Origin of the sequence: Mucilaginibacter sp. MD40 (assembly GCF_002288635.1) — a bacterium.
GTDB lineage: Bacteria > Bacteroidota > Bacteroidia > Sphingobacteriales > Sphingobacteriaceae > Mucilaginibacter.
This window is the reverse complement of the sequence record NZ_NRSW01000001.1, coordinates 2,770,705-2,786,610: the sequence shown is the minus strand read 5'-3', so window position 1 is coordinate 2,786,610 and position 15,906 is coordinate 2,770,705. Positions and strand designations below refer to the sequence as shown.

Genomic DNA, 15,906 nt, shown 5'->3' with positions numbered 1-15,906 from the left:
AAATTTTACTAAAATGAATTTCGCAAACAAAAACGTAGTAATAACCGGCGGAACAACAGGAATAGGTTTTGCCACTGCAAAAGCATTTATCAACGCAGGTGCCAATGTATGGATCACAGGCCGTAACACCGCTAACCTTGAAAAGGCAGCTGCCGAAATAAACAGCCCAAACTTAAAGACCGTATTGTCTGATACATCAAAACTGGACGAGATTGCCATTTTGGAAAACAGCTTTAAAGAGAGCGGCCAAAAGTTAGATATACTTTTCCTGAATGCAGGGATAGCCAGCTTTGCGCCAATAGAACAGGCTTCAGAGGCTGATTTTGACCGTCAGTTTGATACCAACGTGAAAGGCCCATACTTTACGCTTCAGAAGTTTATCCCGCATTTAAAGGATGGCGCTTCAGTAGTGTTTACCTCATCAATTGTTGCAACGGCATCTAATATTGGCACCAGCATATATTCGTCAACAAAAGGTGCGCTTAATCGTGTAGCGCAAATTGCCGCTAACGAATTGGCCGAAAGAAAGATCCGCGTAAACATTGTAAGCCCGGGCCCTATACAAACACCTGGATTGGAAGGTGTACTTCCGGCCGAGGCGAAAGGCCATATTGCCTCACTAACCGCCCTGCAAAGGTTGGGCAATGCAGATGAGATAGCAAATGCCGTATTGTTCTTATCATCTGATGCGGCAAGCTATATATCGGGTACCGAACTGGTGGTTGATGGGGGCTATCTTACTTACGGTTTAAAATAATAAAAACTTCTAAATAAAAAACGGGCACCCTCGCGGCGCCCGTTTATGAAGCTAAATTTTATTATTTATTTTTTCCTTTTTTAGTAGTAATATAAATTATACCCTTTTTAGCCTTGTCGCCATATTTGATGCTATCTTCAGATGTGCCACGGGCTATATTTATGCTATTGATATCATAAGCCGAAAGTTTTTTCATGTCTTTCTCGCTCGCTACTTTACCATCAATCACAATCACTTTGTCTGATATGTTATCAGCGTTATCTGACCGAATGGCGATAGCCGTAGGGTAGCCCTTTACAGTAATTGCACCCTGCATACCAAAAGTAGAGGGTTCAGCGCCTTTAATATAAATAGTACTACCTTTAGTTTTATGGCCTTGAACGGTAATTGCGCTATCAGGTTGATCAGTGTAATTTGTTGATGACACACTAACAGCACCGCTCCCGGTAGAGAAACTTGAACTTGTAGAAGTGGTTCTGCCATTATTGCGTGTGATAACAACGTCTGATATTTTACCGCGCAGATCATTAGTTAATATGATTTTGTCGTTTTTACTATGGCCATTTGCGCTATCAAAAACAATTCTGTCAACAACTTTTTGGTTATCAACATTTTTGGCTATGTCTTTTCCTGCTTCAGAGTCTTTGGTATCAATAACAATTACAGCTTCATTATTACCAAACGCATATTTGTCATTATAAGCTTTCGCTGCATCTCCTGTAACTACAGAAAGATGCGCGATGGTTGCAGGATTTATTTTAGCAAGCTCAAACTTTGATATTTTTTTGCCGTCAACAACAATATTAGCAGAATCAAGACTGTTTTTTTTATCTGTAGTGATAAAGAAAGCCTGCTTTGCAGGGCTGCCTGTTTTAATGGATAATACCTTTGCGCTTTTACTGGTGTTATCTACCTTAATGCTAAATGTAGCTTTCGCTGGTACAGTATCTGTAAACGCTATGGTATTTTTAGCAGCTTGTTTTAGAGCAATACTTACAGGTTTAATAGCATTAGCCAACTTTATGGTAAGCGGTTTTGCTACATCAGCTTTTGAAATGGTAAACACCAATAGAGAGCCTATAACTGTTGGTATTACAAAGGCATAACGCGTAAGCATTGCCCTGGAAGATCTTTTTGCATTCATCATAATAATACGTTTTTTTATGGTTGATAAGTTGAAATGGTTTACTATTCCGGGGGTATGGTTATTAAAACCAACGTTGATGAGACTGTACTGATAGCTTTTACTATCCATGCCGTTATTCAGTATTAGTCTGTCGGTAATAAACTCAATATTTTCCCTAACGGCTTTTTTCATGAGCCATATCCCGGGATTAAACCAGTAGAATATACAGCTTAGCTCGGCCAGAATAATGTCAATAGTATGCCAGCCATTTACATGTTCCTGTTCATGTTGCAGTATGGCTTCCAAATCGCTTCGCGAATGTTTATCAGGGTTGATATAAATGCTCCGCCAAAAAGAGAATGGAGCAGCATCGCCTTTTATAACCCTTACATTGTGGTTGTGAATGCGTTGAGGTTTGGAGTTATGGTATAGTATATAAAGTGAAAATAACTGCATTAAAAACCGTATCCCCAGGAATACCACACCTGCCCAAAACAGTACTATCAGCCATTGCCAGTAATTGGGCCGGCTAAATAGTTCTTGTGCCGGCAACTGCCATTTATAAATAACTGTTTGAACAGGTTTGGCCAGTGCTTCATGCCTGATAGCAAACGAGGAAAGATCAACATATGGATATATGGTAGCAAACAGGATACCTGTTATCAAATAGGCACGGTTTAAGGTGTAAAACGTTAGTTGCCTTAAGATGAGGTAATAACCACCGCAAAAAAGTAGCAATGCTGCGTTCGCTTTTAACAGGAAGATAAATAAAGCAGGCATAAGATTTATTTTTTTGGGTTTTCAATCAGGTTAATGATCTCTTTCAGGTCGGTAGCGCTTATTTTTTTATCCTTCGCGAAAAAGGTAACCAGGTCTTTGTAAGAGTTCTTGAAGTAGTCGCTTACAAAGCCATTCATAAAGCGTTTCTTGTATTCCTCTTCCTGTATAGCGGGGGCGTATCGGAAAGAGTTGCCTATCTTTTCTGCCAATACGAAACCTTTACGTTCAAGGTTTTTTAACGTTGAGGCCAGGGTAGTATAGGGTGGTTTGGGCTCTTCCATTAGTTCGAGTATGTCCTTAATAACGCCATTACCGGCCTGCCATACAGCTTGCATGGCTTCTTCTTCTTGTATTGATAATTTTTCCATTGTTACGATTCTTTCGTAAATCTACGAACAATTCGTAATTATCCAAATGTTTTAACAAAATTTTAACACTTTCGGCTACAAAATATTGGTAAAGCGCCTTGTTTATAGTTTGACAGGGCTTTAAAAACTGTTACATTTGACCTATTAAGCCCCTTATAATATGCCATTTATTAATACGGTTATTACCGGTGCAACATCCGGCGTTGGCCGCGAAACAGCGCTGGCCCTTGCCAAAAAAGATCATGCTATTTATATGCTTGTTCGCAACGTAGAAAAGGGCGAACAGGTTAAAAGCGAGATTATAGCGGCGTCTAAGAACAGAAACATCTATGTAGTGGAGTGCGACCTTAGCGATTTACAAAGTGTGCGAAACGCCGCTGATATTTTAAAGAGCAGTTTACTTGGAATAAATGTACTTATTAATAATACGGGAGGGATATTTCCTGAGAGGAAGTTAAGCGCCGATGGCCACGAAATGACATTTGCGGTCAATCATTTGGGCCATTTTTTATTGGTGCAATGCCTCATGCCGCTTTTGGAAAGAGGGCAGGCGCGTATCATCAATGTAAGCTCGGAAGCTCATCGTTACTGTCAGTTACGTTTTAATGATATTGATTGGGCAAACCGTCCGTACTCTGCCTGGAAAGCTTATGGTACAGCTAAGCTGTTTAATATTTATTTTACAAGATCTCTGGCAACCAAACTGGGGCCAAAAGGTATCAGTTCCTTCGCGTTACATCCGGGGCTGGTAAATACCTCATTTGGTATGGGCATAGGCGGTTTGGGTAAGTTACTTTTATGGATAATGCGGCCGTTTATGATACCTGCCGAAAAAGGTGCGCAAACCAGTATTTATCTGGCAACAGCGCAGCGTATTGATTCAAAAAGCGGGCAGTATTTTAAAGATCAGCGCCCGGTAAATCCATCCGCTTTAGCCGTAGATGAAGCAAACAGGCATAAATTGTGGGATATCAGTATGGAGTTAGTGGGTAAGTATTTGGTTTGATGTGTAAAAAATGTGTCACACTATTGTCATTGACAATTATTTGATTAGCTTTATCCTATAAATTTTATCCATGCGTATCAACAAAAAACTCAGCGTAACCACAGCTTTACTATCAGCTGTAGCACTTATGGCTATGTCGCCCATAGCTAAACAAGCAGACGATACCAACTTTAAAAATCTTAAAGTATTACCTAAGAATATCTCTAAGGAAGAAATGCATAAAACCATGGAAGAGTGGGAGCATGCTTTGGGTGCAAGGTGTAGTTTTTGCCACGCGCGCAATGAAGACACTAAGAAGATGGATTTTGCAAGCGATGCCAAACCCGAAAAGCAAATGGCGCGTGAAATGTATAAAATGACCCAGGAGATCAATAAAAAATATTTCCATGCCGAAAAGGATAGTACCGGAGTATATAAAGAAAGCAGTATAAACTGTTACAGCTGCCATAGGGGAGTTTCGCATCCTGAAGTGATCAGGGCATCTGAAATGCCTAAACCGCCACGTACAGACATGCCGGTACCGGGGCCTAAACCGGCAGATGGCCAGCAACCTGCCACACCTGCGGGGGCTCCTACAAGCGGTAAATGATTTATAAATAATACAAAAGCACCTTAAAGGGTGCTTTTTTCATAAAAGCTAAACACAAACCTTAACAATAACACCAACCATGAAAAAAGTCACAGGCATTGGCGGCATTTTTTTTAAGTGCCAGGATCCCAAAAAGATGAACGAATGGTATGCACATAATTTGGGGCTGCCGGTTGAGCCATATGGTACTATGTTTAAATGGCGGGATGCCGACGAACCGGAAAAAGAAGGTACAACGGTATGGTCACCTTTTAAGGAGGATACTAAATACTTTGAGCCATCGAAAAAAGACTTCATGATCAATTACCGGGTTGAAAACCTGGAGGCTTTGGTTGAGCAATTAAAAAAGGATGGGGTTACTGTAATCGATGAAATAGCCTCTTACGATTACGGAAAATTTGTGCACATCCTTGATCCGGAAGGAAACGCCATTGAATTATGGGAAGACATTGGTAATTAATATGACTACTCGCAGAAAATTCATCACCCAAACGGCAACCCTTGCAGGCACATTGGCAGCCTTTAGAGCTATACCTGGTTTTGCGTCTGTACCATTTGCTCAAGTGTACACTGTTCAACAGGTAATCGATATTATTTATAAGGATGGCAATATTACACCATCAGCAAATACGGTTGACACGATAAAGGCCGGAGATGCCGGGCAAACAGTTACCGGTATCGTCACCACTATGTTTGCTACCGTAGATGTGATAAAACAAGCTGCCAAACTAAATGCAAATTTCATCATCGCGCATGAGCCTACGTTTTATAACCATACGGATGATAAAAACTTAGTGGCCAACAACCCAATTGTTAAAGAAAAACTTGATCTGTTGGACCAGTACAAGATAACTGTCTGGCGTTTTCATGATGGGTTACACGCCATGAATCCCGACCCTGTAGGCATTGGTTTTTTACAAAAAACCGGCTGGGCTAAATATTACGGTAATAAGGGTTACAGCCTCAGTTTGCCTCCGCAAAGTGTGCAGCAACTGGTGGCGCATCTGAAAAGATCTCTTGGCATACCGCATTTACGCGTAGTTGGCGATGTTAAGCAAATATGCAGGAAGGTTGTTGTGTTGCCCGGATCGGCGGGAGGTAAGCGGCAGATGACGGCAGTAGTACAAGATGACCCGGATGTACTAATAATTGGCGAAATGTCGGAATGGGAGACAGCTGAATTTATGCGAGATAGTAATTTGTTTGGACACAAAAAGGCATTAATAGTTCTTGGGCATGCCTTTAGCGAGGAGCCGGGTATGGAGTATTTTGCTACATGGCTGCAGCCAAAACTGAAAGGCGTTCAGGTTACTCACATTTCATCTGGTGAGCCATTTAAATGGATGTGATTAAATGTTCTGCGCAATAACGAAGCCGCTTGCCCATGCCCACTGAAAGTTGTAACCACCAAGCCATCCGGTAACATCAACGCATTCCCCGCCAAAGAACAGGCCGGGAATTTTTTTTGCTTCAAGGGTTTTTGATGATAGCTCATCGGTATTAACGCCTCCGGTCATTACTTCTGCTTTATCGTAACCTTTAGTACCTGCCGGTTTAACTTTAAACTCATGTATCAAACTGCTAATACTTTCCAGGTCGGTTTTTGATAATGATGCCAGATTTTTATTTACCGGTAAACGCCCGCTAAGTGCATCAGCAAATTTTTTAGTGAACAATCCCGCAAGGTAATTCAGCAATGATTTTTTGCCGTTTTGTTCGCGTTCGCTGGTTATGAGTTCAGCAATGTCCTGGCCGGGCAGCATGTTAATGTAAATTAACTCGCCGGGTTTCCAGTAGGATGATATCTGCAGGATGGCCGGTCCGCTTAATCCCCAGTGGGTAAACAGGATATTTTCCTCAAAACTTGCCCTATCGTTCCAAACCCGGCAAAATATACTGTTGCCGGATAGTTGCTCATACCATGGTTGGTCTTTACCAGTAATGGTTAGCGGTACCAGGGCAGGCGAGGTTGTGGTAACTTTCATGCCAAAACTTCGCGCTACGCGCAATCCAAGATCTGAAGCACCCAATTTGGAGATAGGCAGGCCGCCACTGGCAATAACTACTTTCATAGCAAATAAAGTTTCCTGTCGGTTATTGTGCAGCGTATCTACCTCAAAACCATTAGCAGTTTGGCGTACGGCAGTAACTTCGGTGTTACATAGTATGTGCTGGTCCAGGTCGTTACATAAACCGGTGAACACTTCAACAATGTCCTTAGCCTTGTTGGTAGCCGGGAATAGTTGACCTAATGTTTTTTCCTTTCCTGTAATGCCGTAGGTTTCAAAAAAAGAAATGGTATCATCAACAGTCCATTGCGCCAGCGCCGAGCGGCTGAAATGCTCATTATTGGATATAAATTGCTTGTGCGTAGTATGCAGGTTGGTATAGTTGCACCTGCCACCGCCGCTGATGAGTATTTTGGCACCTACGCGGTCATTCTTTTCCAGTACCAGTGTTCGTTTTCCCAAAAAGCCGGCTTGCACGGCACACATGAGTCCGCAGGCACCGCCGCCAATTATTATAGCATCAAAATGGGTTTGTTTTGTTAAATTTGCCGTCATGGATGGTGTTGCGCAAATATCAGAATTTGGAAAGATACTTATCTTTTTAATTACAGGTACTGTTGCCATAGGTGGTTTATTCTTCTTGAACCGCTTTTTGTCGCCGCGTAACCCCAACCCCGAGAAGCTAAGTACTTACGAATGTGGCGAGGAGCCAACCGGAAATGCCTGGCTGCCCTTCAATTCCCGTTTCTATGTAATTGCTTTGGTTTTCCTGCTGTTTGATGTTGAGATGGTATTTGTTTTCCCGTGGGCAACTGTTTTTGGCGATAAGCAACTCATAGCTGCCGATAGCCGCTGGGGATGGATATCGCTCACAGAAATGTTTATTTTCTTGGGGATACTGATACTTGGCCTGGCGTACGTGTGGGTTAAGGGCGATCTTAACTGGATAAAACCAAAACTAAACATACCGCGCAGCACTACTAAAATACCGCGTAATTTATACGAACAGGTGAATGCCCTACAAGGCCAGTTTAAAGTGCGCGATTTTAATGCGGAGCTCGTACCCGCTACTGCTACCGACAAACCGGCAACCGCCGATACCACTACAGAGCCACGCAAACCTATGTTTAAACCAATTTTTAAAAAGCCTGCCAATGATGCCTGACACCACAAGTGAAAATGGTGGCATAATGGTCACTAAACTGGATGACCTCCTCAATTGGGCAAGACTATCATCATTATGGCCCATGAGTTTTGGTATTGCCTGCTGCGCTATTGAAATGATGGGTGCAATGGCCTCAACTTATGATCTTGACCGTTTTGGTGTATTCCCACGGCCATCAGCACGACAATCTGATGTGATCATTATTGCAGGTACCGTTACCTTTAAAATGGCCGAGCGTATCAAACGACTTTACGAACAAATGCCCGATCCAAAGTATGTGATCTCGATGGGATCGTGCTCTAACTGTGGTGGTCCGTACTGGCAGCACGGTTATCATGTGGTGAAAGGTGTGGATAGGGTAATACCAGTTGATGTTTACGTGCAAGGCTGCCCGCCTCGCCCGGAGGCACTTATCGGCGCCATACTGGAGCTACAAAAGAAAATAGAGAAAGAACACATTATTGCCGGCTCTAAAGTAAGCTAAATATATCGGCTGTTTTCCTGTAAACGCTCATACGTCTTATGCTGTCAATGTGAACCCGCAACCCCTCGCAACGTCATTGCGAGCGATATCATGGCAATCCTCGATAACAGAGCCGCACTTTATTCAATTGCTACGTTGCTTACGTTCCTCAGAATGGCGCACGAAAGAGTATGGAGAGAATTGACATGAAGGGTTCTTATCTGCATTTACTTTAACTACATTTGTTAAGTATGCAAAAGATATTGGTAGCCAACCGCGGCGAAATTGCGCTGCGTGTAATGCGTTCGGCCCGTGAAATGGGCATTAAAACCGTAGCCGTTTATTCTGAAGCCGACCGTGATGCGTTGCACGTACGTTACGCAGATGAGGCTGTTTGTATTGGTCCTGCGCCATCTAACCAGTCTTATCTGGTAGGTGCCAAGATCATTGAGGCCTGTAAGCAAACAGGCGCAGAGGGCATACATCCAGGGTATGGTTTCCTAAGCGAGAATGCTGCCTTTGCCCGACTGGTGCGCGAGGCCGGACTTATTCTCATCGGTCCATCACCGGAGGCCATGGAAGTAATGGGTAATAAGCTATCAGCCAAAGCGGCAGCTTTAAAATACAACATTCCAATGGTGCCGGGCACCGAGGAAGCTATCACCGACATCAGCGAAGCCAAGCAGCGCGCGGTTGAGGTAGGTTTCCCCATACTGATCAAAGCCGCAGCCGGTGGTGGGGGCAAAGGTATGCGCATAGTAGAAAGCGAAGCTGATTTTGAAGAACAAATGAATCTGGCCGTATCTGAGGCTACATCAGCGTTTGGCGACGGTTCTGTTTTCATTGAACGGTACGTATCATCGCCAAGGCATATCGAGATACAAGTATTAGGGGATACTCATGGAAACATCGTGCACTTGTTTGAGCGCGATTGCTCTGTACAGCGCCGCCACCAGAAGGTGGTGGAAGAAGCGCCTTCGTCAGTTTTAACACCAGAGATTCGCGAAGCTATGGGCCGTTGCGCAGTTGATGTTGCGCGCTCGGTAAACTACACAGGCGCCGGTACGGTAGAGTTTATTATGGATGATCAGCTCAATTTCTATTTTTTAGAAATGAATACCCGGCTGCAGGTAGAACACCCGGTGACTGAACTGATCACCGGTATTGACCTGGTAAAAGAGCAGATAAACATTGCCCGCGGCTATGCCATCAGCTTTAAGCAGGAGGACTTGAAAATAAAAGGCCACGCCATGGAACTGCGAGTATATGCCGAAGATCCCGCCAACAACTTTCTACCGGATATTGGCACCCTTCAAACCTATATAACGCCACAAGGGCCCGGCGTTAGGGTGGATGATGGCTTTGAGCAAGGCATGGAAATACCCATCTATTATGACCCAATGATAGCCAAGCTTATCACTTACGGTAAAGACCGTAAAGAAGCTATCGACCGCATGGTAAGGGCCATTGACGAGTATATCATCACGGGTATAACCACCACGTTACCATTCGGTAAGTTTGTGATGCAGCACGAGGCATTTACTTCGGGTAACTTTGATACACATTTCGTTAAAAAGTATTTTACCCCGGACGTACTTAACACCGAGGATACGGATGAAGCAGAAATAGCCGCCCTACTGATGGAACGCCTGCTGAATAACAAAAAAGTTGCCGTTGCTGAAACTGTGGGCGTTGCGGAAAGCAATTGGGTAAAGAACAGAAGGGCCCTGTAAGTTAAAGGATACTTTCTAATTCTTCTACCAGTTTTATTTGGGCTAATATAAGTTTTTCTTTTGCTTCCTGTAAGGTAAACCACCCGGCACGATCGATCTCGGGGAATGTTGCACGCTTGCCTGATCGTGGCGGCCATTCTATTTCAAAGGTGTTACTGGTGATATTGGTGTGGTCTATATCGCCTTCAACCGCCCAGGCATTTACCGTTTTGCCACTCTTTTGCCTGATGGGATGTAGCTTGATGAAGTTGCCATCAATTGGTTTGCCTGTTTCTTCTTTAAACTCACGCTTTGCGGCTGTCAGGGCATCTTCATCATCGTTAAACTCACCTTTGGGGATTGACCATGAGCCATTATCTTTTTTAGCAAAGAACGGCCCGCCGGGATGCACAAGGAAAACCTCTGTAGCTTTAGTTGTATTACGGAAAAGTAGTAAACCAGCACTCTGCTTATTCATACATTAACATATTGATAAGTATAGTTTAAAATATTCTGATTGAACAAGATTGCCCGTCTTCTGTGTGATTAAATATAGATTAATTTTTCACAATCAATTTTCTTATTTCTTTATGAGATATTTTGTTTCAGTAAAGTGAAAATCACTCTACATAATTTGTTATAAATGAGTAGTTTTGCATAAACAATAAATCAACCTTATTACGTATGCTTACGAAATTAAGAACACTCACCTTCTTTGCGTTAGCCGCTTTGGCTATCACCATTTATTCCGCTTGTAAAAAAGAAACTAAAGTTTCTACTGTTACCACTACTATTAACAAAGATGCCCAGTTTGCCTCGCAATTGGCTAACAACCTTTACAAAGCGCTTGGTAATACTGTTGCCAGCAAAACCACAGCCGGTGTACCTGCTGCAAACAGCGTTCGTGATGGTAAAAAGATAAACGATCTTACCTGCGGGCAATTCATAGAGCAACCTTTTGATAATCTTTTTACTAAAGGTGATTCTGTAAAAGATGTAATGACCGGCTCATTTAAATATGTGATCAATTGTGAAAACAATACGCCTAACGGTTACACTTATACGGGTAATTACGTAAACACAGGCTTTAACCCATATTCAACTTACGATATCAGCGTTAAAGAATATTACACCTTAAAGGGCCTGGCTGCCCAATTTTCTAAAATGCAGGTTGATGGAAGCCAAAACTCTGTTTATAAAATCACTACAAAAAAAGACACTGAAACTATCGTTCAGAATAACGCTTATAACTTAAAAGGTTTGATTATAGATTCTACAACTAAACCATTTGATATTACTGCCGGAACAGCTGAATTTGTATCGAACGGAACAAATGTAGGTAAGGCTTTTAGCTTTACCGGCACCATAACATTTTTGGGTAATCATAAGGCACAAGTCACTTTCGGCGGCAAAAGCTTTGCCATTGAAATACAATAAGCTTTTTTTAGATTTAAAATATAAAGCGGGCAACTACAACCCGCTTTTTTTATGATGTTTAATTAACAATAGGGCGTTGCAAAAGCATTACTTTTGAACATGTTTACCGGAATTATAGAAACTTTAGGAAAAATAGCCAACTTAAAAAAAGAACAAGGCAACCTGCATATCACCGTTGAAGCGCCAATTGTGCACGAACTAAAAATAGATCAATCAGTGGCACATAACGGTGTTTGCCTGACTGTAGTTGGCGTTACCGATCAGAGTTATACGGTTACCGCTATAGAAGAAACACTTAATAAAACTAATTTAGGTCAATTACATGTTGGTGATCCGGTAAACCTGGAGCGTTGTATGGTGATGAACGCGCGCCTTGATGGGCATATTGTTCAGGGGCACGTTGATCAAACAGCTATTTGTACCCGTTACACTGAACTTAACGGCAGTTGGGAATACACCTTTGAGTACGATGCGTCGGTGGGTAATGTTACCGTTGAAAAAGGATCAATTTGCGTTAATGGTATTAGCTTAACGGTAGTCAATTCAGGACCTGGCTATTTCTCCGTAGCCATAATACCTTACACCTATGAGCATACCAACCTGCATGTAGTACGCGAAGGTAGCATTGTAAACCTTGAGTTTGATATTATAGGTAAGTATGTAGCCCGCTTAATGAACAGGTGATTTATCTGTTAAAGCTTAATCTTTGTCCGCTTTTTTGATTGTTAAACCGGCCGTTTTCATACACCAAATTACCCGAAACTATGGTGCTCATCACTTGTGAGCGGAAAATGGTTTCCTCAAAAGGTGACCATCCGCATTTATATAAAAGGTTTTCTTTGTTTACCTGCCATGGTTTGTTCAGATCAACCAATACCAGATCGGCCCAGTAACCTTCCCGAATAAACCCTCGTTTTTCTATCTGGAAAATGGTGGCTACATTATGCGCCATTTTCTCGGCAATCTGCGGTAATGATATCTTATCGTGATGGTATAGTTCGAGCATAGCCACTAATGCATGCTGTACTAATGGCCCGCCGGAAGGTGCTTGCAGATAGGGTTGTTGTTTTTCCAGGATCGTATGCGGTGCGTGATCGGTGGCTATTACATCAATACGGCCATCCAGTACTGCTTTTAGTATTTCATCGCGATCGTTAGCGGTTTTAACTGCCGGATTCCACTTTATAAAATTGCCTTTTGTTTCGTAATCTGCATCGCTAAACCATAAATGATGAATACATGCTTCAGCGGTTATCCTCTTGTTGGCCAGTGGAATATCATTTGAAAACAAATGCGTTTCTTTAGCGGTAGATATATGCAGGATATGCAAACGTGTATTGTGTTTTTTAGCCAATGCTACCGCCATCGACGACGATAAATAACATGCTTCTTCGTCCCTTATGATCGGATGGTATCTTACGGGAATATCGTCCCCCAACAGTTCACGGTAATGTGCCAGATTGCGCTTAATGGTAGTTTCATCTTCGCAATGTGTGGCAATTAGCATGGGGCATTTGGCAAACAGGTTTTCAAGAGTGTTCGGATTATCTACCAGCATATTCCCGGTAGATGATCCCATAAAAACCTTTACCCCGCAAACGTTCTTTTCATCGGTACGCAAAACCTCGTCCAGGTTATCATTTGAAGCACCCATGAAAAATGAGTAATTGGCCGGAGAGTTCAGCGCTGCTATCTGATATTTATTTTCAAGCAGTTCCTGGGTAAGCGTATTGGGGATCGTATTGGGCATTTCCATAAACGAGGTAATACCACCTGCTACCGCCGCGCGCGATTCTGTATAAATATCGGCTTTATGTGTTAAACCTGGCTCACGAAAATGCACTTGGTCATCAATAGCACCGGGTAAAAGATATAAACCTTCCGCGTTTATCTCACGGTCGGCAGTTGTGTTTATAGCGCCGTCAATACGGTCAATAAAGCCGTTTTTTATCAATACATCACCGGTAAATTGTTTACCTTCATTAACTATGTTGGCTGCTTTTATAAGGATAGAAGACATACGATAAAGTTAAATAATACTTGATAGAAAATGATACGTGGTATCAGGACAATTAACGCCAGTAATAATTTAAACCGAAATTAAAACTATTACTTACACTCAAGTTAACCACGGTATTACCGCTTCGGTAATTATAATAATAACTGGCATTGCCAAAACCCATGTTTACGCCCAGCTTAGGAGTGGGGAAAAATACTACGTTAGGTGTTCCTCCGATAGTTAAACCGCCGTTACCAAAATCGTTGAGTATATGCGACGTGCTTACACCGAACTGTGGAAATATCCCCACTTTATCGTTAAACATCCAGTAATACCTCAAATTCACCGCCAGCCCTATATAATCGGTATGGAAACTGTTAACCGTAGTGAAGTTAGAAGCGCTATTTTGGTTAGAATAAAAGTTTGAAACCTCTCTGCCGGATGCGCGGGTATAACCCGGTTGTATACCCAGTGCCCAGTTTTTACTCATAAAAAAGCCAAATTCCGGGCTTATATTCAGGTTTAATAAGTGTTCCTGGGTGTAAACAACATTGCCGGTAGGATATGTGTAATTGGTGGTATTGCCGTCGCGGTTATAGTTCAAGTATATGCTTCCGCCAAGATATTTATAGCCTTCGCCGGTTTGCGCCAATAGGGTACTTGATAACGAGAATAACAGAAGTGCTGCAAGTAGAGTTTTTTTCATGCGTATTTATCAGGGGTTTATAAAAGCCAAAAGTATAAAGTGAAACTATTAATAAGGCAAGTATTTGAATTTTATTGAAGAAGCAGCGAAATAGTAATCATAATCTATCAAAGTACATCTATAGTCGTTAATCATTATCTTTGCGGCTATGGCAGAAACTTTTGATGATTTTAAATTTAACCGGCAAATATTAAATGCCATTTCTGATGCCGGTTACAGCCAGCCAACACCTATACAGCAAAAAGCTATACCGCCTATATTGAACGGACAGGATGTAATGGGCATAGCGCAAACAGGTACAGGCAAAACAGCTGCTTATGTGCTGCCTTTGCTTATGAAACTTAAGTATGCACAGGGAGGAAATCCCAGGGCGTTAATAGTTTCGCCTACACGCGAACTGGCTATGCAAATTGAAGAAAACATAAGAACGTTTGCAACTAATACCGATTTACGCACTGTGGTACTATTTGGAGGTATAGGCCCTAAAACGCAGATAGAACAGGTAAGTAAAGGTGTTGATATTATAGTGGCTACGCCTGGCAGGTTTTTGGATATTTATTTGGCTGGCCACATTGTTACCAAGCAATTACAGACGCTGGTACTTGATGAAGCAGATAAGATGATGGATATGGGCTTTATGCCACAGATCAACCGGATACTGGAGGTAGTACCCGTAAAACGCCAGAATCTGTTGTTCTCTGCCACCATGAGCGATAAAGTGCATAATTTGGCCGGTAACTTTCTCGAATTTCCAACAATAATAGAGGTAACTCCGCAGGCAACCGCTGCTGAAACTGTTGAACAACAGCTTTATAAAGTGCCCAATGTAAAGACTAAAGTAAATCTCCTCAAGCATTTGTTAGATCACACAGATGATATTAAAAAGCTGATTGTTTTCTGCAAGACGAGAGTAGTTGCCGAAGATATTTTTAAGTTTTTGTCGCGTAAGTTCGGTGAGGCTGAGGTAAAAGTACTGCACGCTAATAAGGGGCAAAATACACGGATCAACAGTATCAATTCTTTTAAAAACGATGAGGTAAAGATACTGGTAGCCACAGATGTAGCTTCGCGCGGCATTGATGTGAGTGATGTAAGTCATGTGATAAACTTTGATGTTCCGGTAGTTATCGAAGACTATGTACACCGCATAGGCCGTACCGGGCGGGCATTTAATAGTGGCGTAGCCATAACCTTTGCCACACCTGCAGAGGATTATTACCTTAACAAAATACAAAAACTCATAAGGCAAACTATCCCTGTGCGTGATATACCGGCAGAGGTTTTCATTGAGGAAACCCCTTACCAGGAACGGCAGGATCAGGCCCGTGAAATTGATATGCAGAAGCGCAAGGAAGATCCTGATTTTAAAGGAGCGTTCCACGAGAAAAAATCAGCCAGCCAGCATAAAAAATTTAAAGCTGCAAAAGCTAAGCGCAATCCAAATAACCCCAACAATAAAAAACCATCTAAACAATATGGCGGAAATAAAAGATCAGGCAGAAAATAACCTACAACGCAAATTCCGCATTAGTCCGCTAAACTTTGCCACAGCATTTTTCTTTATCGCGGCCGGTTATATTTTCGTAAGCGGAGTAAAAATCACAGGCATGCCCAATGGCAACTGGAGTACAACCGTTGCCTGGATATTTATCCTGTTTGGTTTCGTTGTGTCATTCCTGGATCTTATTTTCCGTAATTTTTTTACCATTACCAAAAACCTCTGGATTGTAGAGCTTAGCTTTATAACTTTGGTGCTGATTATATTTTTCCTTGTTAAATAAGTACTTTA

At 42.2% G+C, this 15,906-nt stretch carries 18 protein-coding genes; 12 read left to right on the top strand and 6 right to left on the bottom strand.

Going from position 1 to position 15,906, the window contains the following annotated elements:
- The first annotated feature begins 13 nt into the window (after positions 1–13).
- Positions 14–757: an SDR family oxidoreductase gene (locus CKK33_RS12645; RefSeq protein ID WP_095704451.1), complete on the top strand. Its 744-nt coding sequence runs from the start codon at positions 14–16 to the stop codon at positions 755–757.
- A 61-nt stretch (positions 758–818) separates the two neighbouring features.
- Here the strand turns inward: CKK33_RS12645 and CKK33_RS12640 are convergent, their stop codons facing one another.
- Together CKK33_RS12640 and CKK33_RS12635 are read right to left on the bottom strand one after the other, a co-directional pair.
- A complete protein-coding gene (locus tag CKK33_RS12640) occupies positions 819–2,663 on the bottom strand; it encodes a M56 family metallopeptidase (protein WP_095704450.1) in 1,845 nt (614 codons plus the stop codon).
- A 5-nt stretch (positions 2,664–2,668) separates the two neighbouring features.
- Positions 2,669–3,031 carry a BlaI/MecI/CopY family transcriptional regulator gene (locus CKK33_RS12635; RefSeq protein ID WP_095704449.1) on the bottom strand — a complete coding sequence of 121 codons (363 nt, stop codon included), beginning with the start codon at positions 3,029–3,031 and terminating at the stop codon, positions 2,669–2,671.
- A 160-nt stretch (positions 3,032–3,191) separates the two neighbouring features.
- Between CKK33_RS12635 and CKK33_RS12630 the strand changes: the two genes are divergently transcribed.
- From CKK33_RS12630 to CKK33_RS12615, 4 genes are all read left to right on the top strand, one after another.
- On the top strand, positions 3,192–4,037 hold the full coding sequence (locus tag CKK33_RS12630; RefSeq protein ID WP_095704448.1) for an SDR family oxidoreductase: 846 nt from the start codon (positions 3,192–3,194) through the stop codon (positions 4,035–4,037).
- A 70-nt stretch (positions 4,038–4,107) separates the two neighbouring features.
- Entirely contained in the window at positions 4,108–4,626 is a 519-nt protein-coding gene (locus CKK33_RS12625; RefSeq protein ID WP_095704447.1) for a c-type cytochrome, read from the top strand.
- A 79-nt stretch (positions 4,627–4,705) separates the two neighbouring features.
- A complete protein-coding gene (locus tag CKK33_RS12620) occupies positions 4,706–5,086 on the top strand; it encodes a VOC family protein (RefSeq protein ID WP_095704446.1) in 381 nt (126 codons plus the stop codon).
- A gap of 1 nt (position 5,087) precedes the next feature.
- A complete protein-coding gene (locus CKK33_RS12615; RefSeq protein ID WP_095704445.1) occupies positions 5,088–5,975 on the top strand; it encodes a Nif3-like dinuclear metal center hexameric protein in 888 nt (295 codons plus the stop codon).
- Here the strand turns inward: CKK33_RS12615 and CKK33_RS12610 are convergent, their stop codons facing one another.
- On the bottom strand, positions 5,976–7,190 hold the full coding sequence (locus CKK33_RS12610; protein WP_095704444.1) for an NAD(P)/FAD-dependent oxidoreductase: 1,215 nt from the start codon (positions 7,188–7,190) through the stop codon (positions 5,976–5,978). It lies immediately after the preceding gene.
- Here CKK33_RS12610 and CKK33_RS12605 point away from each other — a divergent pair.
- The 3 genes from CKK33_RS12605 to accC all read left to right on the top strand — a co-directional run bounded on the left by CKK33_RS12605 (position 7,189) and on the right by accC (position 9,996).
- Positions 7,189–7,800, top strand: coding sequence for an NADH-quinone oxidoreductase subunit A (locus CKK33_RS12605; protein WP_095704443.1), 612 nt, complete (start codon positions 7,189–7,191; stop codon positions 7,798–7,800). The genes CKK33_RS12610 and CKK33_RS12605 overlap by 2 nt on opposite strands.
- On the top strand, positions 7,790–8,284 hold the full coding sequence (locus CKK33_RS12600; protein WP_095704442.1) for an NADH-quinone oxidoreductase subunit B: 495 nt from the start codon (positions 7,790–7,792) through the stop codon (positions 8,282–8,284). Before CKK33_RS12605 ends, CKK33_RS12600 begins: the two co-directional genes overlap by 11 nt.
- Before the next feature lie 230 nt (positions 8,285–8,514).
- Positions 8,515–9,996, top strand: coding sequence for an acetyl-CoA carboxylase biotin carboxylase subunit (gene accC / locus CKK33_RS12595; RefSeq protein ID WP_095704441.1), 1,482 nt, complete (start codon positions 8,515–8,517; stop codon positions 9,994–9,996).
- A gap of 1 nt (position 9,997) precedes the next feature.
- On the opposite strand, the gene CKK33_RS12590 is transcribed toward accC, so the two are convergent.
- On the bottom strand, positions 9,998–10,453 hold the full coding sequence (locus tag CKK33_RS12590) for an NUDIX domain-containing protein (protein WP_095704440.1): 456 nt from the start codon (positions 10,451–10,453) through the stop codon (positions 9,998–10,000).
- Between the two features lie 206 nt (positions 10,454–10,659).
- On the opposite strand from CKK33_RS12590, the gene CKK33_RS12585 reads away from it, so the two are divergent.
- A complete protein-coding gene (locus CKK33_RS12585) occupies positions 10,660–11,412 on the top strand; it encodes a hypothetical protein (protein WP_095704439.1) in 753 nt (250 codons plus the stop codon).
- Between the two features lie 99 nt (positions 11,413–11,511).
- Positions 11,512–12,096, top strand: coding sequence for a riboflavin synthase (locus CKK33_RS12580; RefSeq protein WP_095704438.1), 585 nt, complete (start codon positions 11,512–11,514; stop codon positions 12,094–12,096).
- A 1-nt stretch (position 12,097) separates the two neighbouring features.
- Here the strand turns inward: CKK33_RS12580 and CKK33_RS12575 are convergent, their stop codons facing one another.
- A complete protein-coding gene (locus CKK33_RS12575; RefSeq protein WP_095704437.1) occupies positions 12,098–13,432 on the bottom strand; it encodes a dihydroorotase in 1,335 nt (444 codons plus the stop codon).
- Positions 13,433–13,484: 52 nt separating this feature from the next.
- Positions 13,485–14,117, bottom strand: coding sequence for a hypothetical protein (locus tag CKK33_RS12570; protein WP_095704436.1), 633 nt, complete (start codon positions 14,115–14,117; stop codon positions 13,485–13,487).
- A 148-nt stretch (positions 14,118–14,265) separates the two neighbouring features.
- On the opposite strand from CKK33_RS12570, the gene CKK33_RS12565 reads away from it, so the two are divergent.
- Positions 14,266–15,624: a DEAD/DEAH box helicase gene (locus CKK33_RS12565; protein WP_095704435.1), complete on the top strand. Its 1,359-nt coding sequence runs from the start codon at positions 14,266–14,268 to the stop codon at positions 15,622–15,624.
- A complete protein-coding gene (locus CKK33_RS12560; RefSeq protein ID WP_095704434.1) occupies positions 15,593–15,898 on the top strand; it encodes a hypothetical protein in 306 nt (101 codons plus the stop codon). The genes CKK33_RS12565 and CKK33_RS12560 overlap by 32 nt, the downstream gene beginning before the upstream one ends.
- Positions 15,899–15,906 lie beyond the last annotated feature (8 nt).

Excerpts from the sequence above, each read along its gene's own strand:
- CKK33_RS12585 (WP_095704439.1), top strand. The coding sequence starts at position 10,660 with ATGCTTACGAAATTAAGAACACTCACCTTCTTTGCGTTAGCCGCTTTG.
- CKK33_RS12610 (WP_095704444.1), bottom strand. The coding sequence starts at position 7,190 with ATGACGGCAAATTTAACAAAACAAACCCATTTTGATGCTATAATAATT.
- CKK33_RS12645 (WP_095704451.1), top strand. The coding sequence starts at position 14 with ATGAATTTCGCAAACAAAAACGTAGTAATAACCGGCGGAACAACAGGA.
- CKK33_RS12600 (WP_095704442.1), top strand. The coding sequence starts at position 7,790 with ATGATGCCTGACACCACAAGTGAAAATGGTGGCATAATGGTCACTAAA.
- CKK33_RS12565 (WP_095704435.1), top strand. The coding sequence starts at position 14,266 with ATGGCAGAAACTTTTGATGATTTTAAATTTAACCGGCAAATATTAAAT.
- CKK33_RS12630 (WP_095704448.1), top strand. The coding sequence starts at position 3,192 with ATGCCATTTATTAATACGGTTATTACCGGTGCAACATCCGGCGTTGGC.
- CKK33_RS12605 (WP_095704443.1), top strand. The coding sequence starts at position 7,189 with ATGGATGGTGTTGCGCAAATATCAGAATTTGGAAAGATACTTATCTTT.
- CKK33_RS12590 (WP_095704440.1), bottom strand. The coding sequence starts at position 10,453 with ATGAATAAGCAGAGTGCTGGTTTACTACTTTTCCGTAATACAACTAAA.
- CKK33_RS12620 (WP_095704446.1), top strand. The coding sequence starts at position 4,706 with ATGAAAAAAGTCACAGGCATTGGCGGCATTTTTTTTAAGTGCCAGGAT.
- CKK33_RS12625 (WP_095704447.1), top strand. The coding sequence starts at position 4,108 with ATGCGTATCAACAAAAAACTCAGCGTAACCACAGCTTTACTATCAGCT.
- CKK33_RS12575 (WP_095704437.1), bottom strand. The coding sequence starts at position 13,432 with ATGTCTTCTATCCTTATAAAAGCAGCCAACATAGTTAATGAAGGTAAA.
- CKK33_RS12615 (WP_095704445.1), top strand. The coding sequence starts at position 5,088 with ATGACTACTCGCAGAAAATTCATCACCCAAACGGCAACCCTTGCAGGC.
- CKK33_RS12640 (WP_095704450.1), bottom strand. The coding sequence starts at position 2,663 with ATGCCTGCTTTATTTATCTTCCTGTTAAAAGCGAACGCAGCATTGCTA.
- accC (WP_095704441.1), top strand. The coding sequence starts at position 8,515 with ATGCAAAAGATATTGGTAGCCAACCGCGGCGAAATTGCGCTGCGTGTA.
- CKK33_RS12580 (WP_095704438.1), top strand. The coding sequence starts at position 11,512 with ATGTTTACCGGAATTATAGAAACTTTAGGAAAAATAGCCAACTTAAAA.
- CKK33_RS12570 (WP_095704436.1), bottom strand. The coding sequence starts at position 14,117 with ATGAAAAAAACTCTACTTGCAGCACTTCTGTTATTCTCGTTATCAAGT.
- CKK33_RS12560 (WP_095704434.1), top strand. The coding sequence starts at position 15,593 with ATGGCGGAAATAAAAGATCAGGCAGAAAATAACCTACAACGCAAATTC.
- CKK33_RS12635 (WP_095704449.1), bottom strand. The coding sequence starts at position 3,031 with ATGGAAAAATTATCAATACAAGAAGAAGAAGCCATGCAAGCTGTATGG.